The following is a 26162-nucleotide window of genomic DNA, read 5'->3' on the forward strand; positions in this document are numbered from 1 at the left end:
CGCGAGCGGCTCCCCCGCGTCCACCTCCCCGCGGCGCGGACGCGACGAACCATCACCACCGCCAGGAGCACCGAATGCACTTCCGCGATCTCGGCAACGCCCTCGAATGGCGGGCCAACGGCGAGACCCTGCGCGTCGAGGCGTGGGGACCCGACGCCGTCCGGGTCCGGGCGACCCCCGGCGGGCCGGTGCTCGACGACCTGCCCGGCGCGCTGCTCGACGCCCCGCCGGGCGCCGAGCCGGAGATCAGCCTCGCCGAGCACCACGCGACCCTGGTCAACGGCGCGCTGACGGTGCGGGTCGACGCCGACACCGCGGGCTCCGTCACCCCGTACCTCCCGGCGACCGCGGGCCGGCTGACGTTCCTGCGCACGGAGGACGGCGCGGAGCTGCTGGCCGAGCAGCCCGCCCACTTCTGGTGGCCGGGTCCGCGGTCGGCGGCGCCGAACGGCAACGGCTACCACCGCCTGGAGCAGCGCTTCCGCGCCTACCCCGGTGAACGGCTCTTCGGCCTCGGCCAGCACACGCACGGCATGTTCGACCAGAAGGGCGCCGTCGTCGACCTCGTGCAGCGCAACGGCGAGGTGACCATCCCGCTGCTGGTGTCCGACCGCGGCTACGGCCTGCTGTGGAACTCGCCGGCCGTCGGCCGCGTCGAGCTGGCCGAGACCGGCACCCGGTGGGTGGCCGACAGCGCGCGCCAGATCGACTACTGGGTGACCGCGGGCGCGCCCGCCGACGTGCTGCGGCGCTACGCCGACGCGACCGGTCACGCGCCGGAGCTGCCTGAGTGGGCGGCCGGTTTCTGGCAGTGCAAGCTGCGCTACCGCACCCAGGACGAGCTGCTGGAAGTGGCCCGCGAGCACCGGCGGCGCGGCCTGCCGCTGTCCGTGATCGTGTGCGACTTCTTCCACTGGACCCACCTGGGCGAGTGGCGCTTCGACCCGGAGGAGTGGCCCGACCCGGCCGGGATGGTCCGCGAGCTGGACGAGCTGGGCGTCAAGCTCATGGTCTCGGTCTGGCCGTCCGTCAGCCCGGTGAGCGAGAACTACCACGCGATGCTGGACCAGGGCCTGTTCATCGGCTCCGACCACGGGCCGGTGGCGCACGCCGACTGGCCGGACAAGGGCCTGGGCGCGTACTCGGCGCAGGTCGCGTTCTACGACAGCACCAACCCCGCCGCCCGCGAGCACGTCTGGGAGCGGATCCGCCGCGGCTACCACGAGCTGGGCATCACGGTCTTCTGGCTCGACGGCTCCGAGCCCGAGATCCGGCCCGGCCACCAGACCGGTCTGCGCTACCACGCGGGTCCGGGCCAGGAGGTGGCCAACCTGTACCCGCGCGAGAACGCCCGCATGGTCCACGACGGCCTGCGCGCGGCGGGCGAGACCGAGATCGTCTCGCTCAACCGGTCGTCCTGGGCGGGCGCGCAGCGCTACGGCGCGGCGCTGTGGTCCGGCGACATCGGCACGGACTTCGCCACGCTGCGTGCGCAGATCAAGGCCGGCCTGAACGTGATGATGTCCGGCATCCCGTGGTGGACGACGGACATCGGCGGCTTCCACGGCGGCGACCCGGACGACCCGGCGTACCGCGAGGTGCTGGTGCGGTGGTTCCAGTACGGGACGTTCTGCCCGCTGTTCCGCCTGCACGGCTTCCGCGGCCCCTCGCAGGTCCTGGAGCCCGCCATGACGGGCCTGCCGAACGAGGTCTGGTCCTACGGCGACGAGGTCTACCCGATCCTGGTCGCGCACCTCCACCTGCGCGAACGCCTGCGGCCGTACGTCATGGAGCAGATGCGCGCCGCCGCGGCGACCGGTCTGCCGCCGATGCGGCCGCTGTTCCTGGAGTTCCCCGACGACGAGCGGGCGTGGGAGGTCGACGACGCGTTCCTGCTCGGCCCCGACCTGCTCGTCGCGCCCGTCACCGCCGCGGGTGCCCGGGAGCGCGCGGTGCACCTGCCCGCCGGCGCCCGGTGGACCGACGCGTGGACCGGGCGGCAACACGCGGGCGGGCAGACGGTCACCGTCGCCGCGCCGCTCGAACGCATCCCCCTGTTCGTGCGCGACGACGCACGGCTGCCACTGCACGAGGAGCAGGCATGACGACGCGCGACCTGACCGAGCGGCTCGGCGGTCTCGCCTTCGGCGGCGACTACAACCCCGAGCAGTGGGACAAGGAGGTCTGGGCCGAGGACGACGAGCTGATGCGCCGGGCGCGGGTCAACCTCGCCACCGTCGGCGTGTTCTCCTGGGCCCTGCTGGAGCCCGAGGAAGGCCGCTTCGACTTCGCCTGGCTCGACGAGCACATCGACCGGCTGCACGCGGGCGGCGTCGCCGTCGACCTGGCCACGCCGACCGCCTCCCCTCCCCCGTGGTTCACCAGGGCGCACCCGGACGCGCTGCCGGTGAGCCCCGACGGCGTCCGGCTCGTGCACGGCAGCCGCGACACCTACTGCCTCGCCGCGCCGGCCTACCGCGACGCGGCCCTCCGCATCGCCACCGCCCTGGCCGAGCGGTACGGCAAGCACCCCGCGGTCGCGCTGTGGCACGTGCACAACGAGTACGCCACGATCTGCTGGTGCGACCACGCCGCCGCCGCGTTCCGCACCTGGCTGCGCGACCGGCACGGCACCCTGGACGCGCTGAACGAGGCGTGGGGCACGGCGTTCTGGAGCCAGCGCTACACCTCGTGGGACGACGTGCTGCCGCCGCGCGCCACGCAGTGGCACCACAACCCCGGCCAGTCGCTGGACTTCCGCCGCTTCTGGTCCGACACGGCACTCGCCGCCTACCGGGAGCAGCGCGACGCGATCCGCGCGCACAGCGACCGCCCGGTGACCACCAACCTGATGCTGCCCGGCTACCAGAACCTCGACCTGTGGGCGTTCGGCCGCGAGCTGGACTTCGTGACCGTCGACCACTACCCGGACCGGCCCGGTGTCGACGCCGCGGCGGACACCGCGTTCGGCGCGGACCGCGCCCGGTCGTTCGGCGGCGGCCGGCCGTGGCTGCTCATGGAGCAGGGCGCGAACACCGTCTACGCCGAAGGCCGGGTGCTGCCGAAGAACCCGGGCGACATCATGCGGCACACGCTGAGCCACATCGCGCGCGGCTCGGACGGCGCGCTGTTCTTCCAGTGGCGCCAGTCGAGGGCGGGCGCCGAGACGTGGCACTCGGCGATGGTGCCGCACGCCGGGCCGGACAGCCGGGTCTTCCGCGAGGTGGAGGCGCTCGGCGAGGCCGTCGCCCGGCTCGCGGAGGTCGCCGGGTCGACCGTCACCGCCGAGGTGGCCGTGCTGCACGACGCGGACGCGTGGTGGGCGTCGGAGGCCGACGGCCTGCCCTCGCCGGAGTTGGACTACCACTCGATGCTCCGCCGTGCGCACCGGGCGTTGTGGGACGCGGGGGTCGTGACCGACTTCGCCCACCCGGAGCACGACCTCAGTCGGTACCGCCTCGTCCTGGCGCCCGCCCTGCTCCTGATGTCCGACGCGGCCGCGGCGAACCTGCGCCGCTACGTCGCCGACGGCGGCACGCTGCTCGTCCAGCACTTCAGCGGCGTGGTCGACGAACGCCCCCACGCCCGCCTCGGCGGTTTCCCGGCCCGGCCGCTGCGCGAAGCCCTCGGCATCCGGGTCGAGGAGCCCCGGCCGTTGCGGCGGGAGGAGCGGATCGCGCTGTCCGACGGCGCGCACGGCACGGTGTGGAGCGAGTACCTGCACCTCGACGGCGCCGAGGCGATCTCCAACTACACCCACGGGATGCTCGCCGGGCAGCCGGCGCTCACCCGCCACTCCCACGGCGCCGGCCACGGCTGGTACCTCTCCACCGTCCTCGACACCTCGGACTACGCCGCGCTGGTCGACCGGCTGCTGGGTGAGGCCGGCGTGGTCCGCGAGTGGCCGCCCGGCGTGGAGGCCGTCACCCGCGGCGGCCACCGCTTCCTGATCAACCACGGCGATGACACCGTTCCGCTCCCCGAGGCCGCGCACGACCTGCTCACCGGTGGCCCGCTGACCGAGCTGCCACCTCACGGCTGCGCCGTGCTCCGGATGCCCTGACCGTCACCCGACCTCGTCGACCACACCGTGCGCCGCGACGCACCGGTGCGCTGGAACGCGCCCCGAACCACGAAGGACTTGATCGGATGTCATCCCACAGCACGTTCACCAACCCCGTGATCGCGGGCTTCCACCCCGATCCGTGCGTCTGCCGCGTCGGCGACGACTACTACCTCGTCTGCTCCAGCTTCGAGTACTTCCCCGGCGTGCCGATCTTCCACAGCCGCGACCTGGTGCGGTGGACGCAGATCGGCAACGTCCTGGACCGGCCGGAGCAGCTGCGCCTGCCGCTCGACTCGCCGTCGTCGGCCGGTGTCTACGCGCCGACCCTGCGCCACCACGACGGCCGGTTCCACCTGATCACCACGAACGTGAGCGGCGACGGCAACCTCCTGGTCACCGCCACCGATCCGGCCGGACCGTGGTCGGACCCGATCCTGCTGCCCGACCTGCCCGGCATCGACCCCGACCTCGCGTGGGACGAGAACGGCGACTGCTGGAGCACGGTCGCCGGGGTGTCCCAGGTCCGGATCGACCCGCTCACCGGGCAGGTGCTCGACGCGCCGCGGCGGATCTGGTCCGGCGGGCCCGGCGCGAAGGCGCCGGAAGCGCCGCACCTGTACCGGATCGGCGAGTACTGGTACCTGCTCATCGCCGAGGGCGGCACCGAACGCGGCCACGGCGTCTCGATCGCCCGCGGTCGCACGCCCGCCGGACCGTTCGAGCCGTGCCCGGCCAACCCGGTCCTCACCCACCGGGGCACCGACCACCCGATCCAGAACACCGGGCACGGCGACCTCGTGCAGGGGCCGGACGGCTCCTGGTGGCTGGTGCTGCTCGGCGTGCGGCCGGGCGGCGGGACGCCCGGCTGGCACGTGCTGGGCCGTGAGACGTTCCTCGCGCCCGTGACCTGGGTGGACGACTGGCCGGTCGTCGGCCCCCTGGAGCCCGAGTCGACCGTGCCGTGGCCGCTGGGGCCGGCGCCGGCCGAGACCGGTCGCGACGACTTCGACCTCCCCGTGCTCCAGCCGGCCTGGATCTCGCTGCGCGACCGCCAGGAGCGGCACTGCACGACGGCGGAACGCGCCGGGTGGCTGACCCTCCGCGCGCGCGGCGAGTCCCTGGACGCGCTCGACGCCGTGTTCGTCGGCCGCCGCCAGCGGCACCTGTCCTGCCGGGTGCGCACGCTCGTGGACGCCTCGGGCGGCACGGGCGGTCTCGCGGTGCGGCTGGACGAGGAGCACCACTACGAGATCGAGGCGACCGCGGACGAGGTGCGGGTGGTCGCCCGGGTCGGCTCGCTGAAGACCGTGGTGGCGTCCCGGGCGGTACCGGCCGGACCGCTGGTCCTCGGCGTCGAGGTGCACGAGGAGAAGAAGCTCCGGGACGCGCGCACCGGCCCCGACACCGTGTCGTTCGGCGTCGGCGAGCCGGACGGGACGTTCACCACCCTCGCCACGCTCGACGGCCGCTACCTGTCCACCGAGGTCGCGGGCGGCTTCACCGGCCGGGTCATCGGCCTGTACGCCGCCGCGGGCGCCGTCCACTTCGACTGGTCCGACTACGAGCCGTTCGACGGCTGACCGACGTCCCCCCAAGCCCGCCGCCGCAACGATCCCACCGACAGCAAAGGCACCGACATGGATCGAACCAGACCGCTGTCCTGGCGCGGCAGGCTCCGACAGGTGGTGGCCGTCCCGTTGGCGCTGGTCGTCGCCGGGGTCCTGGCCTCGGGCACGGCGTCCGGCGCCGCACCCGAGGCGGAGCACGGCGTCCCGAGCGACGCGATGGCCGTCGCCGCCGCGATGCAGCCGTCGTGGAACCTGGGCAACAGCCTCGACGCCATCCCCGACGAGACGGCGTGGGGCAACCCGCCCGCCACCAGACAGCTGTTCGAAACCCTTCGCGCGCAAGGTTTCCGCAGCGTCCGCATCCCGGTGACGTGGTCGAACGCGCAGTCGACCACCGCCCCCTACACGATCGACGCCCAGTTCATGGGCCGCGTGAAGCAGGTCGTGGACTGGGCACTGGCCGAGAACCTCTACGTCGTGCTCAACCTGCACCACGACTCGTGGCAGTGGATCGCGACCATGCCCGCCGACCACGACAACGTGCTCGCGCGGTTCACCTCGACCTGGACGCAGATCGCCACGACGTTCGGGAACTCGTCGCGCAGGCTGCTGTTCGAGAGCGTCAACGAACCGACCTTCACCAACGCCGACGACGCGCGGAAGGTGGAGCTGCTGCACGAGTTGAACACCTCGTTCCACCGCGTCGTGCGGCAGTCCGGCGGCCGGAACGCGACGCGCCTGCTCGTGCTGCCCACGCAGGTCTGCACGCCGGACCAGGGGCTCATGGACGACCTGGCCACCACGATGGCCTCGCTGCACGACCCGAACCTGATGGCCACCGTGCACTTCTACGGCTTCTGGCCGTTCAGCGTGAACATCGCGGGCTTCACCCGCTTCGACGAGACCGTCCGCAAGGACATGACCGACGCGTTCGCCCGGATGCGGGACACCTTCACCGCCAAGGGCATCCCGGTCTACCTGGGCGAGTACGCCCTGCTCTCCTACGACTACACCCGTCCCGGCATCATCGAGCGCGGCGAGGTGCTGAAGTACTTCGAGGCAGTGGGCGAGGAAGCCCGCAAGAGCAAGGTCGTCACGGCCCTGTGGGACGCCGGCTCGTTCCTCGACCGCCACGCGCTCCAGTGGCGCGACCCGGACGTTTTCGCCCAGATCAAGTCGGGCTGGACCACCCGCTCGGGCACGGCCTCGTCCGACCTGCTGTTCGTGCCCAAGTCCACCCCGATCACCGCCACGACGCTCACGCTCAACCTGAACGGCACGAGCTTCCGAGGGCTGTGGCACGGCGACGCGAGGCTGCGCGAGGGCCGCGACTACACCGTGTCCGGCGACCGGCTCACGTTCACCGCCACCGCGTTGACGAAGCTCGTCGGAGACCGGGCGTACGGCGTCAACGCGACGGTCGAGGCCAGGTTCTCGCGCGGCGTCCCGTGGCGGATCGACGTGATCACGAACGACGCGCCGGTGCTGTCCGACGCGACCGGCACGGCGAACTCCCTCACCGTGCCGACGCTGTTCCGGGGCGACCGGCTCGCGACGATGGAAGCGGAGTACGCGGACGGTTCGGCCGCCGGCCCGACGAACTGGACCCCGTTCCAGGAGTTCTACACGACCGTCCGCCCGGACTACCCCGGTGGGGCGATCGTCCTGCCACCGGCGTTCTGCGAGGCCGTCCGCGACGGCGAACCGGTCACGCTGACGTTCCACTTCTGGAGCGGCGCCGAGCTGACCTACCACGTGACCAGGTCCGGCACCTCGGTGACCGGCACGACGTCCTGACCGGTCCCGGCAGCCGGGGTCCGCTGTGGACCCCGGCCGTCGGGCCACCCTTCACGGCTTTCGGAGGCTCACCGCCAATGGATCGATCCATGCCCCCGCGCGTCCTGTTCGGCGCGGCCTACTACCACGAGTACCAGCTCTACGACCGGCTGGACGAAGACCTCGACCTGATGGCCCAGGCGAAGTTCAGCGTCATGCGGGTCGGCGAGTCGGTGTGGTCCACCTGGGAACCGGAGAACGGGCGGTTCGACCTCGAGTGGCTGCGGCCGGTCCTCGACGGCGCCCACGAACGCGGCATCTCCGTCGTCCTCGGCACGCCCACCTACGCGGTGCCGCCGTGGCTGTCCCGGCAGTACCCCGAGATCGCCGCCGAGCACGCCACCGGGCAGCGCATCGGCTGGGGCGCCCGCCAGGAGGTGGACTTCACCCACCCCGCGTTCCGCTTCCACGCCGAGCGCGTGAGCCGCGAGATCCTCGCCCGGCACGCCTCGCACCCGGCGGTCATCGGCTTCCAGGTGGACAACGAGCCGGGCCTGCGGCTGCCGCACAACCACGGCCTCTTCCAGCGGTTCGTGGACCACCTGCGGGAGCGCTACGGGACCGTGGAGGCGCTCAACCTGGAGTGGGGCCTGGTCTACTGGTCGCACCGGCTGTCCACCTGGGCCGACCTCTGGACGCCGGACAACAACGCGCAGCCGCAGTACGACGTCGCCTGGCGGGCGTTCCAGGCGCGCCAGACGACCGAGTTCGTCGCCTGGCAGGCGGACATCGTGCGGGAGTACGCGAGCCCCGACCAGTTCATCACCACGTGCATCTCCTACGGCCACCCGGCGTTCGAGGACGATGAGCTCACCGACCCGCTGGACGTCACGGCGGGCAACCCGTACTACGACATGCAGGACGGCCTCGTGCTGCCCGACCCGACACCCGACGACCACGAGCAGCAGCACTGGAAGACCACCGGCGTGTGGGCGCTCTACGAGAACGCGGACCGCGTCTTCTCCTCCCGCCAGGAGCCGTTCCTGATCACCGAGACCAACGCGCAGGCGGTCGGCGGCACGTCGGACAACCGGCCGGGCTACGACGGGCAGTGGCGGCAGGCGGCCTGGGCGCTGGTCTCGCGCGGCGCGCGGATGGTGGAGTACTGGCACTGGCACACGCTGCACTTCGGCGCGGAGACCCACTGGGGCGGCGTCCTGCCGCACAGCGGCCGTCCCGGCCGGGTCTACGCCGAGATCGCCCGCCTCGGCGCCGAGTTCGACACCGCGGGCGAGCTGGTCGCCGGGATCGAGCCGGACGCCGACATCGCGCTGGTCTACTCGATGCCGAACAAGTGGCTGATGCAGAAGTACCCGCCGCTGGCGACCGCGGACGGCAGCCCGGACCACTCCTCGTACCACCGCATCTTCGACTCGTTCTACCGCGGCGTCTTCGAGGCCGGCAGGCAGGCGCGCATCATCCACGCCCGCCAGCTGCACCAGCGCTTCACGCCCGAGGCCGCGGTGGCACGCCACCCGGTGCTGATCGCCGCTGGCCTGTACCTGGCCGACGACGCGACGCTCGACTGGCTCGTCGCCTACGCGCACGCCGGCGGCCACCTCGTCGTCGGCCCGCGGACGGGGTACGCGGACCACGAGGCGCGCGCCCGGCCCGAGCCCGCGCCGCCGCGGCTCGTCGACGCCGCGGGCGCGTGGTACGACGAGTTCAGCAACCTGGCCACGCCCCTGCCGGTCCGGGCTTCTCCGGACAGCCCGCTCGACCTCACCGCCGACGCGACGGCGACCCGGTGGCTGGAGGGCCTGACCGCGGTGGACGCCGACGTGCTCGCCGAGTACGACCACCCGCACTTCGGCCGCTGGCCAGCCGTCACCACCCGCCGCCACGGCGCCGGCCGCGTCACCTGCGTCGGCACGGTGCCCGGACGCGACCTGGCCCGGTCGCTGGCCGGCTGGCTCGCGCCGACCCCCGTCAGCGGCTGGACCGACCTGCCCGCCTCCGCCACCGCGACCACCGGGACGTCACCGGACGGCCGACGCGTGCACGTGATCCACAACTGGAGCCCGCGGCCCGTCGAGGTCCGCGCACCGCGCGACCTGACCGACGTGCTGTCCGGCGACGCGGTCGGCGCCGGCCAACCCGTCCACCTGGACGCGTGCGACGTGCGGGTCTTCACCGCGGCCGACGACGCGCCACCTCAGCCGTAACACCCGCCGCCTCGGCAGGCGGCATCCGCGGCGGACCACCGGACCGCCACCCCTGAACTGTTTGTCAGCTCCAAGATGAGGAGTCCCATGTTCGGATTGCGCAGGACCCAACCGGTCCGCAGGCGGATCGGTGTCGTGGCGGCCGGGGTCGCGACCCTGGCCGCGAGCCTGGTCACGGTGACGGCGACCGAGGCCGTCGCGGCCGAGGCCGGGTGCACCGTGGCGTACACGGTCACCGGCCAGTGGTCGGGTGGCTTCAACGCCGACGTCGCCGTGACCAACAACGGCGCCGCGGTCGACGGCTGGCAGCTGACCTGGGAGTGGCCGACCGGCCAGCAGGTCCGCAACGCCTGGAACGCGAAGGTCACCGGGTCCGGGAACCAGGTCACCGCCGCGGACGCCGGCTACAACGCCAAGGTCGCGACGGACAAGACGGTGAAGTTCGGCTTCATCGGCACCTGGGCGGAGGCCAACACCGCGCCGCTGTCGTTCTCGCTCAACGGCGTCACCTGCGTCCACGGCGGGAAGCAGCTCACCGCCATGGAGCACACCGCGGCGATGCAGCCGGGGTGGAACCTCGGCAACTCGCTGGACTCGGTCGGGCGGCCCCACGACGAGACGTCCTGGGGCAACCCGCTCATCACCGAAGCCCTGCTGGACAACGTGAAGGCGCAGGGCTTCAAGAGCGTCCGCCTCCCCGTCACGTGGACCGCGCGCGTGGGCCCGGCGCCGGACCACACGATCGACGCGGCGTACCTGGCCCGCGTCAAGGAGGTCGTGCGCTGGGCGCTGGAGCGCGACCTGTACGTGATGATCAACCTGCACCACGACTCGTGGCAGTGGACCTGGACCATGCCGACCCAGCACGACCAGGTGCTCAACCAGTTCAACAAGATCTGGACGCAGGTGGCGGGCGCCTTCACCGAGTTCGGGCCCAAGCTGACGTTCGAGAGCTGGAACGAGCCGCAGTTCACCGGTAGCACCGGCAAGCCGCAGGAGATCCAGCTGAACGCCGAGCTGAACGCGTCGTTCTTCGACATCGTGCGCCGATCGGGCGGCAACAACGCCAAGCGCCTGCTGGTCCTGCCGACCATGCACACCTCGTCCGAGCAGCAGTACATCGACCCGCTGGTGGCCCAGATCCAGGGGTTGAACGACCCCAACCTGATCGCGACCGTGCACTACTACGGCTTCTGGCCGTTCAGCGCGAACGTCGCGGGCGGCACGCGCTTCGACGCGAGCGTCCAGCAGTACCTCACCGACGACTTCGACCGCGTGCACGACAGCTTCGTCGCGCGGGGCATCCCGGTGATCGTCGGCGAGTACGGCCTGCTCGGCTTCGACCAGCACACCGGCACCATCGAGCAGGGCGAGAAGCTGAAGTTCTTCGAGTACTTCGGCCACTACGCGCGGGCCAAGAAGCTCACCACGATGCTCTGGGACAACGGCCAGCACTTCAACCGCACCTCGTTCCAGTGGAGCGACCCGGAGCTCTTCGCGCACATCAAGTCGAGCTGGACGACCCGCTCCGGCACGGCCTACACCGACCAGGTGTTCACCGCGAAGTCGGGCACCATCACCGCCAGGACGATCAAGCTGAACCTCAACGGCACGTCGTTCTCGGGGCTGTACCACGGGAACACCGCCCTGACCCGCGGCGCCGACTACACCCTCGACGGCGACCAGCTCACCCTGACCGCCTCGGCGCTGACCAGGCTCAGCGGCTCCCGGTCCTACGGCACGAACGCGGTGCTGACGGCCCGCTTCTCCCAGGGCGTGCCGTGGCGGTTCTACGTCATCACCTATGACACCCCGGTGTTGTCCGACGCCACCGGGACGACGGAGAAGTTCGAGATCCCGACGGACTTCCGCGGCGACCAGATCGCCACGATGGAGGCCAAGTACGACGACGGCTCCGGCGCGGGCCCGGAACCGTGGACGTCCTTCAAGCAGTTCGGCTACACGTTCGAGCCCAACTACACGGACCGCAAGACGATCCTGAAGAAGGAGTTCTTCGACAAGGTGAACGACGACGCGCGGGTGACGCTCACGTTCCACTACTGGAGCGGCGAGAAGGTGACGTACCACGTCACCAAGTCGGGCACGTCGGTCACCGGCACGACCGCCTGACCGAACCCGGATCCGCTCGACGGGACGACCGCCGAAGGCCTCGAACGGCCTTCGGCGGTCTTCCTCGTCGTCACCACCCGCCCGGGGGGACGAGTTCCGTCCTCAGCTCGTGGCTCTCGTCCGGCAACCGGGCCTCGTAGTAGAACCGGCGCCCACCGTCCGGGAGCGGCAGGACGTCCACGTAGCGGACGTCCACCACCGGCGCGTCCGGCACGGCGACCAACCGGCCGCCGACCGGCGCGGCCAGCCCGGTGCGCTCGAACCAGTTCTCCGCCCGCGTGGCCCGGCCGTCGTAGAACGCGCGGCCGTCGGGCAGCACCGCGGTCAACCGCGCACCGCGGGCGTCCCACTCCCCCGGTCGGCCGCTCAGCACCGTGCCGCGCCACGTCCACGAGAGCCCGTCGGCGCTGGTCGCGTGCGCGGTGCTCATCCGGTCCTCCTCGCCCGGGACGTCCAGGGCGTGACAGCAGATCCACGCCTCCCAGCCCTCGGCGGTGCGGCGCACCACCGGGTCCTTGACAGCCGTGACCGGGTCGCCGGAGAAGACCCGGGTGATCGGCGCGACAGGCAGCGCCTCCAGCGTCGGCGCCTCCAGGGCGTCGATCCACCACCGCGACGTCCCGGGCTCCGCGCAGCAGACGTACAGCCGCCACGTCCCTGTCCCGGTCCGCACCAGCGCGGGCCGTTCCAGCATCGACGCGCCGAAGCGGTCCCCGGTGATCGTGGCGACCGTCGTGAAGTTTTCGCCGTCGGCCGACCTCGCGATGACGTTGTGGTCGCCGTCGCCACGCACGCGGTAGGCGAGCACGAACGAGCCGTCGTCGTCCAACAGGGCACACGGCGCACCGGCCCACTGGTGCGGGCCGACGCCCGGCGCGGGCGCCACGACGGTGTAGGGGCGAGTGCCCGGGAAGCTGGTCATGGCGGCAATCCTGATCCGGCGGCCCCGGTCCGGTGAGTGGCAGGGATGCCAGGGTTCCGGAAGTTCCTGCCATACTCGTGGGCGTGATCCGGGACGTGGTGGCCGTGGTCGGCGAGCAGGCGTCGGTGTTCGAACTGGGCCTGGTGTGCCAGGTCTTCGGGCTGGACCGCACCGACTGCGGGCTGCCCGCCTTCACCTTCGACGTGTGCGCGCCCACTCCCGGCCGGATCCCGACGACCTCGGGCTTCGCACTGGACGTCGAGCACGGCCTCGACCGCGTGGCCGCAGCCGACGTGGTCACCGTGCCCGCCTGGGACGTCGACGCGCCCCTGCCGCCCGGCCTCGCCGACGCCCTGCGCGCGGCGGCCGACCGCGGCGCGCTCCTGGTCTCCGTGTGCACCGGCGCCTTCGCCCTGGCCGGGGCCGGGCTGCTGGACGGCCGCCGCGCCACGACGCACTGGCAGGTCGCCCCGCTCCTGGCCCGACGCCACCCGCGGGTCCGGGTGGACCCGGACGCGCTCTACGTCGAGGACGGCCCGATCGTCACCAGCGCGGGCGCGTCCGCCGGCATCGACGCCTGCCTGCACGTGGTGCGGCGCGAGTTCGGCGCGGAGTCGGCCAACGCCCTGGCCCGGCGCATGGTCGTGCCGCCACACCGCTCGGGCGACCAGGCCCAGTACGTCGAGACCCCGGTACCCGTCCGGGCCGACCACGACGACCTGGCCCGGCTGCTGGACTGGGTCCAGCGGAACCTGGACCGACCGCTCCCCGTCGACGCCCTGGCCGCACGCGCGCACATGTCACCCCGCACGTTCGCCCGCAGGTTCCGCGCCGCCACCGGCACCACGCCCCACCGCTGGATCCTCGACCAGCGGCTGAACCTGGCCGAACGGCTGCTGGAGACGACCGACCTGACGGTGGACGCCGTCGCCGCCCGAGCGGGCTTGGGCAGTCCGGACACGCTGCGGCACCACTTCACCGACCGTCGCGGCATCACCCCGACCGACCACCGCCGGGCGTTCCGGACGGTGCGGTGACCGGCGGTGCTGCCCGGCTCCGGCCGGCGACCGGCACGGAGTCGGGCAGCACCACCGCACGAGGGTCTAGCGACCAGGCAGTCGCCAGGTCTGGTTGAGCGTGGTGCCCTGGCTCGTCGGGTTGCAGGTCCACTGGTGGACCACGGCGCCCTGCGCGGTGGAGACGCCGTTGACGTCGACGCACTTGCCGCTGTGCCGGGCCACGAGCTGGTGGTCGTCGGGGTCGTTGCCGGCGTAGGTGACCTTCCGCAGGGTGAACTGCTGGTTCGCGCCGCTGTTGCAGGACCACTGGATGACCGCGGCGCCGTCCGCGGTGGACGCCGCGTTGACGTCCAGGCACTTGCCCGACTGCTGGTTGACGACCGTGAAGGTGTCCGCGAGCCCGGCCACCGGGCGGAAGTTCCACCGCTGCTCGTCACCGGTCGCGCAGGCGTACTGCCGCTGCTGGGTGCCGTCCGCGGTGCTGCGGTTGGGGTTGGTCAGGCACTGCTGCGAGTGCTGGGCGACCGCGGTGGACTGGAAGGAGCCGTCACCGGTGCCCGTGGGCGGCAGGACCGTGATGGTGAACGAGTCGTCGACGTTGGAGTGCGGCAGGTTCACGGTGGTGGCGTTGCCGGACAGCGTCACGATGGTGTTCAGCACGGTCACCGGGCCCTGGACCGCCCCGCCGCCGTTGTGCGGGATGCGCTCGGCGAGCACCCGCACCTGGTTGTTCGCCACGATGCCCTCGGTGGCGTCCAGGCGGCGGAGGTTGACCGCGATGTTGCCGGTCGTGCGGCCACCGCCGACCAGCACCTTGGCCTCGCCCGGCGCCTTCGTCGCGAACCCGTCGTAGTTCTGGCTGGGCGTGACCGAGGTGATCTGACCGGTCTGGGAGCCGTAGAACCGGTAGACCCACCACTCGCCCTTCGGCTGGTGCCGCCCCGCCGAGTCGCGGACCAGCAGGTTGCCCAGGTCGTTGTGCAGGTTCCCCGCGCTCGCCCAGTTGGCGCGCAGCCCGTCCGCGCCCGCCCGCTCCAGCCGGGCGATGTACCAGGAGCCGTCGCCCGGGTTCTGCTCGTTGGACGCGCCGTACTCGTTGATCTGGTACGGCCGCGGGTGCGGGATGCCGCGCGCGTCGAGGGTGGCGTTGGCCGTCGCCACGTTCGCGACCGGGTCACCGGGCAGGGAGTGCCAGCTGATGATGTCGGGCACGACGTTGTTGGCCTTGACGAAGTCCAGGTACTGGGTCCACCACCCCGACGTCGACGGCACGCACGCGCAGCTCGGGCCGACGATCAGGTGCGTGGGGAACGCGGCGCGGATGCGCTGGTACGAGCGCCGCCAGAGCTCGAAGTACTGCGCCTGCGGCCGGTTCCAGAACAGCGTGATGTTGGGCTCGTTCCAGATGTCCCACTGCACCGGCGCCCCGGTGGCCCGCACGTCCTCGATCAGGCGGTTGAGGAAGTTGTCGTAGTCGGTCCAGTTGCCGTTGTCGCCCGGGAAGCGGGAGATCGGGTAGCCGTCGGCGCCCCAGAGGTCGTGGGGCAGCAGGACGAACTCCCCGCCCAGCGACCGGGTCCGTAACAGCTGGGCGCGGGTCGCGTTCCACCGGCGGTCGTACTTGCCCGACACCCAGCCGCCCGGGCTGTCGAGCTGCGCGCCGCCGGCACGCATGTACCGGAACTTCACGTCGCGGAAGAAGTTGTCCGCGGGTCCCGACGCGTCCTCGGTCATGCCGTAGATCCAGCCGGACGCCCGGTAGGTCGGGGAACCGCCGGCGACGGAGAAGTCGACCGCGATCGACTCGTCGCCCGCCTGGGCGGGCGCGGTCATCGCGAGCAGGGACGAGGCGACCGAGGCGCCGATGGCGAGCAGGGCGGCGAGGCGGCGGCGAGGGCGCCGCCGCTGGGTTCTGGTGTCCACAGGAGACTCCTGGTGCGGGATTGGTCATGGTGGCCGCGGTCCCGGACTCCGTCGTGGACACGGTCGGCTACCACGTGGGCGCGGCGGCGCGGTCGTGACCGCACCACGTCCAGCCGCACCCCGATCCCACTCCGCACGTCGCCGGCGGCGACAGGGCGCGACGCCGCGGAGGTGGCAGTTCGCCGTTGAACCACGAAGACCCCGATTCGATCGGACCAAGCGGAGGTCGAACCGATTCGACTAGCAACAGCACCGTACGCGCAGACCGGCGGGCAGCACAACAGTCAGCTCCTGCCCGGTGAGTAGAAGTCCGTCCCGAGCGTGGGTCCAGCCCTGGCGGGCCGAAGACGCCAACCGACCGTCGCGAAATCGAACCGGTTCGACGGCAACGGCGACATGACAACGAGAGCCGCCGTCGCGGCCGGTCGGTGCGGACTGGTCGTCCGCACCCCGGTCCGCGACGGCGGCTCCCGTGGTGGTGTGCTCCGAACCCGTGGACGCGAGCGTCAAGCCCGGCGTTGCCGGACAGGCCCGCGCCGGCGGGTCAGGAGGCGCAGGCCGCGCCGTTGAGGCTGAACGAGGCCGGTTTGCCGGCGTTGCCCGTGTGGTTGGCCTGGAAGCCGATGCTCACCGAGCCGCCGGGGGCGATGTTGCCGTTGTAGGAGACGTTCCTGGCCGTGACCTGTCCCGACATGGGCGAGTAGGAGGCGTTCCACCCGGAGGTGATCGTCTGCCCGCCGGGCAGGGTGAACACCAGCGACCAGCCGCTGATCGGCGCGCTGCCGGTGTTCGTGATGACGATCTCCGACGTCAGGCCGGAGTTCCACGCGTTGATGGTGTCGGTCACCTTGCAGCCGTCACCGGGATCGTTCGGCGTCGTGGTCGTCGTGGTGGTCGAAGTCGTCGTGGTCGTGGTGGTCGTCGTGGTGCCGGGCGCGCCCTGGAACTGGGAGATGAACTTCCACGCCTCGCCCTTGGTCCAGGTCCGGATGCCGCTCTCGCTGTAGGTGCCGTCGACCGGGCCGGGCATGTGGCCGTTGTCGAACGCGGCCCACTGCACCGGGTACCCCGCACGGCACGAGTAGGTCGTCGTGATGTGGGTCATGCTGCCCTGCGACGGCTCACGCGGGCTCTGCGGCGTGCAACCGTTGTTCGCCACGAACTTGTCCCGCAGCTGCCGCCCCATCGAGATGTTCAGGACGTTGTCCGTGATGCCGTGCATGCCGAAGTAGGCGATCGGCTGACTACCGCCGCTGCACCCGCTCAACTGCGCACCGGCGTACACCACCACCGCGCGGAACACGGTCGCCCGGGCGCACGCCAGCGCGTAGCTCATGCCACCGCCGTAGCTGAAGCCCATCGCGAAGCGCAACGCCGTGTCGACGCACAGGTCGGCCTCGATCCGCCGCAGCATGTCGTCGGTGAAGACCACGTCCTCGCCGCCGGAGTTCGCCCAGCCGTTGCCCAGGCCCTGCGGCGCCACCAGGATCGCGCTGTTGTTCGACTGCTCCTGCATCCCGTAGTAGGACCACGCCGTCCCGCTGGTGCCACCGGAGGAGACGTCGTTCATCGTGCCGCCACGCCAGTGGAAGCCGAAGATCAACCGGTAGGGGCGGGTGTTGTCGTAGCCGTCCGGCACGCGCAGGATGAAGCTGCGGCTCTTGCCGCTGCTCGTGATCGTGTGCGTGCCGCTGCGCAACGTCGGGGCCTTGCCGCAGCCGGCGCTCGACGCCAGCGCGCCGACCTGCGCGGACGGCGCTGTTTCGCCGAGCCCTCCGCTCAATGCCGTGCCGGTCGCCGCCGCGGTGAGGAGCACCGCCGCCAACGCGGGCCCGAGAAGCCTACGCGCTATCATCAGAGACTCTTTTCTGCAGTTCGGACATCGAGTGCTGTGGGTGAGCGGTCACCGCGGCGGCCGATCACCCGTGGCGGCGGAGGACGCGGGTCGGCAGGCGGAGTCGGTCCGGGTCAGCAGGCCGAGCCGCCAGGGCACGCCGTGGCTGGTGTCGCGGGTCCAGGCGCCGTCCAGGAGCGGAACCGCGCGGACGCACCGTCCTCAATGGAAGGTCTCGCGACAGGGGATCGCGCGCGCACGACCGGCCGACGGCGCTCGCGGGCGTGCCGACTCGTCGATCGGGAGAGCCCGGAGGAGGGGTGCGCGTCGAACGCGCACAGCGCAGGCGGCGATCGCATCCGTGTCCCCAACGTCGTCGTTGACGGACGGCCGCGGCGGAGGTGCCCGGCCGACAGGGTTCGAAACTTTCGGTGGAGAGACTTCCACTTTCGAAGTCAATCTAGCCGGCCACCCCGGCGACGGTCAACGCTCAACGGAGCTAAACTTGTTAGCGCTCACTTTCCACCAGGCAGGGCCGTCGCCGTCGAATGCCATCGACAGGCTCCCGGCAATAGTCACTGGTCAGACGGCACCTTCACGCCGGCCGCGCGTTCAGGTCACTGAACGCACAATGCACGACGAGCAATTTTGTTAGCGCAAACAAAGCGCCCGGCTACTCGGCACGGCTCAGGCGCAGCAGCACGGCGGACGGCGACGCCGGCATGGTGAGCGTCAACTCGGCCGTGCCGGGGTCCCACGCGGTGACGGCTCCGCTGATGCCGGGGTAGAGCAGGTCGACCACGACGTCCGCGCCGAGCAGGTGCGGCAGGCGCAGCGTCGCGGTGTCCTCCACCCCCGGTCGGCGCCACGCGGTGAGGTACGTGGTGTCGGGCGTGCGCAGGGCGAGCGCGATCCACGGGTCGTCCCAGGCGGGCAGACCGAGCGGCCAGGAGGGCACGGCCCGCCGCAGGTCGGCGCGGATGTCCTTGTACACGGCCACGGCCTCGTGCACGAGCGCGAGCGCCTCGGGGCCGAGCTCCAGGATCCGCCCGGACAGGTGCACCCGGCCGAGGAGCGCGTTGGCCATGGTGAAGGCGACTTCGTCCAGCGAGTCGTCCGCCCGCGGGTAGGCCCAGACCGCGCCCTGCTCCGGGGTGACCGCGGTGGGCGCGGCGGCGGCGATCGGCGCGTAGAGCTCCAGGCTCTCCTGGTCGCTGGTGGACTGGATCTGCAGCCGGGACAGCAACGCGTGGTCCATCCGCATGCCGCCGGAAGCGCAGTTCTCCACGACCAGCCGCGGATGGCGGTCCAGGACGCCGTCGAGCCAGTCCAGGTGCGCGCGGTTGTGGCCGAGCAGACCCGCGCCGGGGCTCTCGCCGGGCCGGCCGCTGGTGCCGACGCCGATGTCGACGTTGTGGTCCAGCTTGAGGTAGCCGACGCCCCACTCGCCGACCAGGCGGTCCACCACCTCGTCCAGGTGGGCGCGGGCGGCGGGGTGGCGCAGGTCGAGGTGGTAGCGGCCCGCTTCGACCACGCGCACGCCGTCACGCCGGAAGAAGGCCTCCTCGGGCAACGCGTCGGCGACGGTGCTGCGGACCCCGATCACCTCCGGTTCCAGCCACAGGCCGGGGACCATGCCGCGGTCCCGGATGTGGTCCAGCACCTCGTGCAGGCCGCGCGGCCCGGGGAAGCGGGAGCGGGACGCCTCCCAGAGCCCGACGGTGTCCCACCAGTTCTCGGCCTCTTCGGCGTACCAGCCCGCGTCGATGACGAAGTACTCGGCGCCTGCCTCGGCCGCGGCGTCGACCAGCGGCAGCAGCTTGGCCGTGGTGGGGTCGCCCATCAGGCAGTTCATGTAGTCGTTGAAGATGACGGGCAGGTGCTCGTGGTCGGGGTGCGGTCGGCGCGTCGCACGGCGGTACTCGGTCAGCGCGGCGAACGCGGCGTCGGTCCCGCCATCGGCGCCGAAGGCGAGGGCCGCGGGCACGGTGCGGAACTCCGTGCCCGGTTCGAGGTCGTGGCGCCAGCCGTGGTGGCCGTCGCACGGGCCGAACACCGCCAGGTAGGCGGAGACCTCGCGCTCGCCGCACTCCCAGCGCCAGCCGCCACCGTTGTGCTCGACCTGCCACACCCACGCCCGGCCGGTCCGGCGGTCGGCCAGACCACCCATCGGCAACCGGCCACCGCTGGACCAGGCGCCTTGACCGGCCAGCACGAACGCGCCCCGGCCGTTGGACATCCGCACGCTCTTGGTGAGGGCCGGCGAGGTCAGCCGCAGCGGTCGGCGCTGCCAGCGGCACTCGGCGAACCAGTCGTTGTCCGCCCACAGCAGGTCGGCGTCGTCCAGCGCACCCTCCCGCGCCGCCGTGAGGCCGCCCACCGCGAGCGAGCTGACCGCCTGCAGGTGCAGGGTGGTGCCACCCTCGTTGCGCAGGACGACCTCGCCGCGCAGCACGGGGACGCCGTCCGGCGAGCCGTAGACCACCTCGGCGACCAGGCCGGTCTCCGGGTCGACGAGTTCGACGGTGAGCGCGTGCCAACCGTCCTCGTGGGTCGAGCGGTGCGCCCGGTAGCGGAGCCGCTCGCCGATCGTGGAGTGGATGAAGCGGTTGCCCGACCACCAGCGGCCGTGGCCCACCGTCGTCACGGCCACCAGCGGCACCGCCGCGCCCGGGTCGTGCGGGTCCGGTGCGTCACCGGGCGAACCGAGCCGGGTCAGTCGGACGGCACCGTCCTCGGCGATGGCGAACTCGGCCGCCAAGGTCTCGTGCCCCCACTGGATCACGCGCGGTTCGTCGGTCACGATGACTCTCCCGTGTCGAAGCGCTTGAACAGTCGCGTTGAGACTAACCACGCACATTGACCTTCAACAAGGGCTCCAACAGCGCGAATACTCGTTGCCGTCACACGATTGACATACCAGTGGCGCACATGCGAACGTCGAAGCGCTTCACTCCCCGTGCCACCCCGGAGGACTCCCCCATGCCGTTGACGGACTCCCCGCAGGACGAGCTGGCCCGCTACCGCCCGGATTCGAGCCCACCACCGGACTTCGACGCCTTCTGGGAGCACACCCTCGCGACGGCACGCGCCCGCGGCGGCGCCGTGAAGGTCGAGTCGGTCACCGACCGGCACCTGCTGCGCACCGTGGACGTGGACGACATCCGGTTCCCGGGCTGGAACGGCGAACCGGTGGCCGCCTGGCTGCTGCGCCCGCGCGGCGCCGAAGGCCCGCTGCCCGTCGTCGTGACCTACATCGGCTACAGCGGAGGTCGCGGCCTGCCCACCGACCACCTGCTCTGGTCCGCCGCCGGGTACGCGCAGCTCGTCGTCGACAGCCGCGGCCAGGGCCACGACACGCCGGACACGACGGAAGGCCAGGGCACGCAGTGGGCCTCCGGGTTCATGACCCGCGGCGTCGAATCCCCCGAGCACTACTACTACCGGCGTCTGATGACCGACTGCGTCCGCGCCGTGGACGCGGTCGCCGACCTGCCCGGGGTGGACCAGCGACGGGTGATCGTCGCCGGCGGCAGCCAGGGCGGCGGCCTCGCGCTCGCCGTCGCGGGACTGGCGCCGGGAAGCGTGGCCGCGGTCATGCCGGACGTGCCCTTCCTGTGCCACTACCGGCACGCGGCGGAGGTCAGCGGTGAAGGCCCGTACGAGGAGCTGGTGAAGTACCTGCGGTGGCACAGCCGCCAGCACGTGGAGCGGACCTTCGCCACGCTGTCCTACTTCGACGGTGTGCACTTCGCTCAACGGGCGACGGCGCCCGCGCTGTTCAGCGTCGGCCTGATGGATCCGATCTGCCCTCCCTCCACCGTGTACGCCGCCTTCAACCACTACACGGGCGAAGACCGGACCATGACGGTGTGGCCCTTCGCCGACCACGGCGGCGGCTACGGCTCCAACCCCGCCGTGCAACTGGCCTGGCTGCGCGAACGCGGGCTCGGCGCGCCGGCCTGATCACGGCCCGACGGCGGGCGGACGCTGTCCCGCGGCACCAGGGTCGGCGCGATGGTGCGCTGCGGGTCGCCGACGTCGTGGCCGCCGACCTGGGCCAGCAGCAGGTCCAGCGCTTCCTTGGCCACGGCGTCGAAGTCCGGCCGGACGGTCGTCAACGACGGGATCAGGTAGCCGGCCTCGGGCACGTCGTCGAAGCCGACCACGCTCACGTCGTGCGGCACCCGTCTGCCGTGCTCGCTCATCGCGCGGAGGATGCCGAGCGCCAGGTGGTCGTTGGCCGCGAAGACCGCGGTCACCTCGGGCATCCGCGCCAGCCTCCGCCCCGCCCGGTACCCCGACGCCGCGCTCCAGTCCGCGGGCAGCGGCGGCGGCGCCTCCACGCCCGCGTCCGCCAACGCCGACCGCCAGCCGCGCACGCGACCCGCGCTGTCGAACCAGTCCGGCGGGCCGGAGACGTGCCACACCGTGCGGTGGCCCGCGTCGAGCAGGTGCCGGGTGGCGGCGTAGGCGCCCGCCTCCTGGTCGACCGTCACCAGCGGGGTGGACCGCTCCGGGTCGCCGTCCACCATCACCAGCGGCACGTCGGGCGGCACGGCGTCGACCGCGTCGCTCACCGACGCCGTGGGCGCGATGACGACGATGCCCGCCACCCGCTGGTCGCGGTGCCACTCCAGGGCGCTGGTGACGGACGCGCGGTCCGCCACGTCGACCCGGTGCGCGGTCACCACGAACCCCACTTCGGCCGCCGCCTGCTCGAACGCCGCCACCAGCGAGACCGGCCCGTACAAGGTGGAGTTCTGCGCCACCACGCCGATCAGCTGCGAGCGGCCCGTCACCAGGGCGCGGGCCACCCGGTTCGGCCGGTAGCCCAGCTGGTCGATCGCCGCCTGGACCCGCATCCTGGTCTGGTCCCGGACGTACGGGTGCCCGTTGAGCACCCGGGACACCGTCTGGTGCGAGACCTGGGCGAGCCGGGCGACGTCCGCCATCGCGGGCGGGTGGAAGGCGCTGTTGCCCACTGCCGTCCCCCTCTGCGTGGTGCTCGCGCGCCACAGTTCCGTCGACGCGCGGCACCCGGAGAGCCGGACCGCGGACGGCAAGGGTCCGCGGTCCGGCGCGTCGGGTGCCGTGCCGAGGCGTGGAGCAGGAGCCCCGCTCCACGCCGGTGGTCAGGTGACCGGGGTCAGGCAGCCGTGCAGGTGGAGCTGTTGAGGGTGTACGCGGTCGGTTTGGCCGTGTTGCCGGTGTGGGTGGCCTGGAAGCCGATGCTGACCGACCCGCCGGGTGCGATGTCGGCGTTGTAGGAGACGTTCCTGGCCGCCACCTGCCCGGAGGACGGCGAGTAGCTCGCGTTCCAGCCGGAGGTGATGGTCTGCCCGCCGGGCAGGGTGAACGCCAGCGACCAGCCGCTGACGGGCGTGGACCCGGTGTTGGTGATGGTGATGTCCGAGGTCAGCCCGTTGCCCCAGGCGTTGACGGTGTTGGTGACCCGGCAGGAGCCGCCCGGCGCCGAGGTGGTCGTGGTGGTGGTCGTGGTCGTGGTGGTCGTCGTCGGCATACCGGAGCCCTTGGCCAGGTAGACGACGGTGCCGTGGGCGGGCACGGTGGCGGAGATGCCGTCGCTCCCACTGCTGATCGCGTTCGTCCAGGCGTCCCGCAGGGTGATCGACACGCCTTCCAGGCCGATCATGTAGCCGGCGGTGCTGACCGTGGTCGGGGTGGAGCCCTGGTTGAACAGGGCGACCGCGACCTCGCCGGTGGACAGCCGCTTGGCCAGCACGCGGCGGGTGCCGTCGTTGGAGATCTGCACGGCCTGCAACCCGAGCGGGTCCTGGTTGATCCCGATGAGGTTGGCGTTCTTCAGGATCGTCTGCGTGGCGGCGTCCATGTTCCGCAGGTCGTTGCCCGCGATGAGCGGCGAGGCCATGATCGCCCACAGGGCGAAGTGGCTGCGCATCTCGGTGTCGTTCATGCCGCCGCGGCCGACTTCCATCATGTCCGGGTCGTTGAACGCGCCGGGCTTGGCGTAGGAGGCCAGGGGCACGGTGACGTTGACGATGTTCTGGACGCCCATCGGGTAGCCGTTGGTCTGCCCGGTGTCCCACTTGTTGGTGATGTCCTCGGTGGTGCGCCACATGTTCGCCACGTCGCCCCAGTTGCGCCGGGGCCCGGTCTTGTCGTGGATGCTGTTGGAGTTGATGCTGTAGACGATCGGGCGGCCGGTGGCGCGCAGCGCGTCGCGCATCTTCGCGAACGCGCGCACCTGGTCGTCCATCGTCCCGCTGGGCGAGCACCAGTCGTACTTGAGGAAGTCCACGCCCCACGCGGCGAACTGGCGGGCGTCCTGCTCCTCGTGGCCCAGCGCACCGGTCGAACCGGGGTAGGAGTTGAAGTACTGGGCGCACGTCTCGGTCAACGGCGCCTGGTAGATCCCGAACTTGAGGCCCTTGCCGTGGATGTAGTCGCCGAGCGCCTTCATGCCGCTGGGGAACCGGCCCGGGTCGCCCTGGAGGTTGCCCGCCGAGTCCCGGTTGGGGTTCATCCAGCAGTCGTCCACCACGACGTACTCGTAGCCCGCGTCACGCATGCCGGAGTTGACCATCGCGTCGGTCATCTGCCTGATCAACGTCTCGTTGATGTTGCAGCCGAACGTGTTCCACGAGTTCCAGCCCATCGGTGGCGTGCGCGCCACGCCGTTGTCCAGCGCCCTGGCCGGGTCCGGGTCGGCGTTCAGCACCGTCACCATGCCTGCCGCCACCAGCAGGGCCGCGGACACGGCGTGCGCGAAGCGATGTCGCCGGGGGTGTTCCATGGTCTTGGATCCCTTCGCTGTTCGGTGTCGTGGCTCGCGCGACGCGCGGCGGCCCAGCGTCGTCCGGCGGACACCGGCAGGGTCGGGTCGCGGCCTGCGGGGCGACCCCGATTGCCCGTCGAATGTAGCGATGGGCGATTCCGCCGGTCAAAGCTAAATATGTGAGCGCTCACTTTAGCTACGCGCCGTCAAACTGCGTTGAACGGCATTCGACAAGGTCAGATAACCACAGCTCAGGAACTTGCGCGAGCACATTGCTCCATCCAGCGCACGCACTGGAGCATTTCCCGAAGCGCGGCCCTTGTGAGCGTCAACAATGTGGTGCGACACTGACTCGCGCCAGACTCGCGGAACGCGCGGCGTGCGCCGTTCCGCGGAACTCCGCCGGCCCGCGCTCGCACCGCGCACGACGCCCGCGCGCCGCCCCGCATCCCGGCGACCCGGCGGTGCCGGACCGGCAGACCGGTTCTGCCCATCCCACCCGTCACGCGCGGCGGGTGCCTTTCGGTGAAGGTGTCGAAGATGAAGCTGACAGCGAGGTCAGTGTCACGAGTGGTGCTCGCGGCGACGTTGATCGCCACCACCACGGGCGGCGTCGCGTTCCTCGCGACCACGTCCGCGAGCGCCGCGACCACCCTCGGCGCGTCCGCGGCCCAGAGCGGTCGCTACTACGGCGCGGCCGTCGCGGCCGGCCGGCTCGGCGACTCCACCTACGTCGGGATCCTGAACCGCGAGTTCAACATGGTGACGGCCGAGAACGAGATGAAGATGGACGCCACCGAGCCCAACCAGAACCAGTTCAGCTTCGCCAACGGCGACCGCATCGTGAACCACGCGATCGCCCAGGGCAAGCGCGTGCGCGGCCACACCCTGGCCTGGCACTCGCAGCAACCGCGGTGGATGCAGGGCATGGAGGGCTCGGCGCTGCGCTCCGCGATGGTCAACCACATCAACCGGGTCGCCTCCTACTACCGGGGCAAGATCTACGCCTGGGACGTCGTCAACGAGGCCTTCGCCGACGGCGGTGGCGGCGGTCGCCGTGACTCCAACCTGCAGCGCACCGGCAACGACTGGATCGAGGTCGCCTTCCGCACGGCCCGCGCGGCCGACCCGGGCGCCAAGCTCTGCTACAACGACTACAACACCGACAGCTGGGCCGCCGCCAAGACCCAGGGCGTCTACCGGATGGTGCAGGACTTCAAGGCCCGCGGCGTCCCCATCGACTGCGTCGGCCTCCAGTCCCACTTCGGCACGAGCATCCCGAGCGACTACCGGACCACCATCGAGCGCTTCGGCGCGCTCGGCGTCGACGTGCAGATCACCGAGCTGGACATCGCCGGTTCCGGCACCCAGCAGGCGGACAACTACCGCCGCATGACCCAGGCGTGCGTGGCCGTCCCGCGGTGCACCGGCATCACCGTGTGGGGCATCCGCGACACCGACTCCTGGCGCTACCCCGGCGACTCGCCGCTGCTGTTCGACGGTTCGGGCAACAAGAAGCCCGCTTACAACGCCGTCCTCGAGGTGCTGAACGCCGCCTCGCCGACCACCACCACTACGACCACGACCACGACGACAACCACGACCACCACCACTACGACCACGTCGAACCCCGGCACCGGCGACTGCACCGCGACCGCGACGCTGAACAGCTGGAACGGCGGCTTCGTCGCCAACATCAAGGTCACCGCGGGTTCGTCGGCACTCCGCGGCTGGTCGGTCTCGGTGGCCCTGCCGTCCGGCGCCACCGTCACCAACCAGTGGAGCGCCAACCGCAGCGGCACCACCGGCACCGTCGCCTTCACCAACGTCGACTACAACGGCTCCGTCGCGGCGGGCCAGTCGGTGGAGTTCGGCTTCCAGGCCACCGGCAGCGCGACCGGTCTCGCCCCGACCTGCTCGGCACGCTGAGCCGCGGCCG

General features: G+C 71.7%; 15 protein-coding genes. 9 read left to right on the top strand and 6 right to left on the bottom strand.

Features of this window, described 5'->3' with window-relative positions; all coding sequences use genetic code 11:
• The first annotated feature begins 74 nt into the window (after window positions 1–74).
• From ADK67_RS11865 to ADK67_RS11890, 6 genes are all read left to right on the top strand, one after another.
• Complete coding sequence (locus ADK67_RS11865; protein ID WP_053716458.1) at window positions 75–2105, top strand: glycoside hydrolase family 31 protein; 2031 nt, start codon at window positions 75–77, stop codon at window positions 2103–2105.
• Window positions 2102–4063: a beta-galactosidase gene (locus tag ADK67_RS11870; protein ID WP_053716459.1), complete on the top strand. Its 1962-nt coding sequence runs from the start codon at window positions 2102–2104 to the stop codon at window positions 4061–4063. The genes ADK67_RS11865 and ADK67_RS11870 overlap by 4 nt, the downstream gene beginning before the upstream one ends.
• Before the next feature lie 86 nt (window positions 4064–4149).
• Window positions 4150–5646 carry a glycoside hydrolase family 43 protein gene (locus tag ADK67_RS11875; RefSeq protein ID WP_053716460.1) on the top strand — a complete coding sequence of 499 codons (1497 nt, stop codon included), beginning with the start codon at window positions 4150–4152 and terminating at the stop codon, window positions 5644–5646.
• A 57-nt stretch (window positions 5647–5703) separates the two neighbouring features.
• The gene (locus ADK67_RS11880) at window positions 5704–7431 is read left to right on the top strand and encodes a cellulase family glycosylhydrolase (RefSeq protein WP_053716461.1); all 1728 of its coding nucleotides are present in this window, start codon (window positions 5704–5706) and stop codon (window positions 7429–7431) included.
• 89 nt (window positions 7432–7520) lie between these two features.
• Window positions 7521–9635, top strand: a complete 2115-nt coding sequence (locus ADK67_RS11885) for a beta-galactosidase (RefSeq protein ID WP_053716462.1) — start codon at window positions 7521–7523, stop codon at window positions 9633–9635.
• Between the two features lie 87 nt (window positions 9636–9722).
• Window positions 9723–11765, top strand: coding sequence for a cellulase family glycosylhydrolase (locus ADK67_RS11890; RefSeq protein WP_053716463.1), 2043 nt, complete (start codon window positions 9723–9725; stop codon window positions 11763–11765).
• 70 nt (window positions 11766–11835) lie between these two features.
• Here the strand turns inward: ADK67_RS11890 and ADK67_RS11895 are convergent, their stop codons facing one another.
• Window positions 11836–12687 (bottom strand): hypothetical protein, encoded by an 852-nt coding sequence (locus ADK67_RS11895; protein WP_053716464.1) that lies wholly within the window; start codon window positions 12685–12687, stop codon window positions 11836–11838.
• A gap of 83 nt (window positions 12688–12770) precedes the next feature.
• On the opposite strand from ADK67_RS11895, the gene ADK67_RS11900 reads away from it, so the two are divergent.
• Window positions 12771–13724 (top strand): GlxA family transcriptional regulator, encoded by a 954-nt coding sequence (locus ADK67_RS11900; protein ID WP_053716580.1) that lies wholly within the window; start codon window positions 12771–12773, stop codon window positions 13722–13724.
• A 66-nt stretch (window positions 13725–13790) separates the two neighbouring features.
• Here ADK67_RS11900 and ADK67_RS11905 read toward each other — a convergent pair whose 3' ends face one another.
• The 3 genes from ADK67_RS11905 to ADK67_RS11915 form a co-directional block, all read right to left on the bottom strand.
• A complete protein-coding gene (locus tag ADK67_RS11905; RefSeq protein WP_053716465.1) occupies window positions 13791–15629 on the bottom strand; it encodes an RICIN domain-containing protein in 1839 nt (612 codons plus the stop codon).
• Window positions 15630–16173: 544 nt separating this feature from the next.
• Window positions 16174–17484 carry a cellulose binding domain-containing protein gene (locus tag ADK67_RS11910; RefSeq protein ID WP_053716466.1) on the bottom strand — a complete coding sequence of 437 codons (1311 nt, stop codon included), beginning with the start codon at window positions 17482–17484 and terminating at the stop codon, window positions 16174–16176.
• A 652-nt stretch (window positions 17485–18136) separates the two neighbouring features.
• The gene (locus tag ADK67_RS11915; protein ID WP_053716467.1) at window positions 18137–20266 is read right to left on the bottom strand and encodes an alpha-galactosidase; all 2130 of its coding nucleotides are present in this window, start codon (window positions 20264–20266) and stop codon (window positions 18137–18139) included.
• A gap of 179 nt (window positions 20267–20445) precedes the next feature.
• Between ADK67_RS11915 and ADK67_RS11920 the strand changes: the two genes are divergently transcribed.
• On the top strand, window positions 20446–21429 hold the full coding sequence (locus tag ADK67_RS11920; protein WP_053716468.1) for an acetylxylan esterase: 984 nt from the start codon (window positions 20446–20448) through the stop codon (window positions 21427–21429).
• Here ADK67_RS11920 and ADK67_RS11925 read toward each other — a convergent pair.
• Both ADK67_RS11925 and ADK67_RS53530 read right to left on the bottom strand, forming a co-directional pair.
• Window positions 21363–22448, bottom strand: coding sequence for a LacI family DNA-binding transcriptional regulator (locus ADK67_RS11925; RefSeq protein WP_231648142.1), 1086 nt, complete (start codon window positions 22446–22448; stop codon window positions 21363–21365). The two genes, ADK67_RS11920 and ADK67_RS11925, sit on opposite strands and share 67 nt — an antisense overlap.
• Window positions 22449–22612: 164 nt before the next feature.
• Window positions 22613–24241 (bottom strand): cellulose binding domain-containing protein, encoded by a 1629-nt coding sequence (locus ADK67_RS53530; protein ID WP_053716469.1) that lies wholly within the window; start codon window positions 24239–24241, stop codon window positions 22613–22615.
• Window positions 24242–24763: 522 nt separating this feature from the next.
• Here ADK67_RS53530 and ADK67_RS11935 point away from each other — a divergent pair.
• A complete protein-coding gene (locus tag ADK67_RS11935; RefSeq protein WP_053716470.1) occupies window positions 24764–26152 on the top strand; it encodes an endo-1,4-beta-xylanase in 1389 nt (462 codons plus the stop codon).
• Window positions 26153–26162: the final 10 nt, after the last annotated feature.

The sequence above is a fragment of the Saccharothrix sp. NRRL B-16348 genome (assembly GCF_001280085.1).
Lineage (GTDB): Bacteria > Actinomycetota > Actinomycetes > Mycobacteriales > Pseudonocardiaceae > Actinosynnema.

Bases quoted from the DNA above. Each gene is read 5' to 3' on its own strand.
- ADK67_RS11885 (WP_053716462.1), top strand. From the start codon at position 7,521: ATGCCCCCGCGCGTCCTGTTCGGCGCGGCCTACTACCACGAGTACCAG.
- ADK67_RS11910 (WP_053716466.1), bottom strand. From the start codon at position 17,484: ATGATAGCGCGTAGGCTTCTCGGGCCCGCGTTGGCGGCGGTGCTCCTC.
- ADK67_RS11875 (WP_053716460.1), top strand. From the start codon at position 4,150: ATGTCATCCCACAGCACGTTCACCAACCCCGTGATCGCGGGCTTCCAC.
- ADK67_RS11880 (WP_053716461.1), top strand. From the start codon at position 5,704: ATGGATCGAACCAGACCGCTGTCCTGGCGCGGCAGGCTCCGACAGGTG.
- ADK67_RS11895 (WP_053716464.1), bottom strand. From the start codon at position 12,687: ATGACCAGCTTCCCGGGCACTCGCCCCTACACCGTCGTGGCGCCCGCG.
- ADK67_RS53530 (WP_053716469.1), bottom strand. From the start codon at position 24,241: ATGGAACACCCCCGGCGACATCGCTTCGCGCACGCCGTGTCCGCGGCC.
- ADK67_RS11870 (WP_053716459.1), top strand. From the start codon at position 2,102: ATGACGACGCGCGACCTGACCGAGCGGCTCGGCGGTCTCGCCTTCGGC.
- ADK67_RS11865 (WP_053716458.1), top strand. From the start codon at position 75: ATGCACTTCCGCGATCTCGGCAACGCCCTCGAATGGCGGGCCAACGGC.
- ADK67_RS11920 (WP_053716468.1), top strand. From the start codon at position 20,446: ATGCCGTTGACGGACTCCCCGCAGGACGAGCTGGCCCGCTACCGCCCG.
- ADK67_RS11890 (WP_053716463.1), top strand. From the start codon at position 9,723: ATGTTCGGATTGCGCAGGACCCAACCGGTCCGCAGGCGGATCGGTGTC.
- ADK67_RS11935 (WP_053716470.1), top strand. From the start codon at position 24,764: ATGAAGCTGACAGCGAGGTCAGTGTCACGAGTGGTGCTCGCGGCGACG.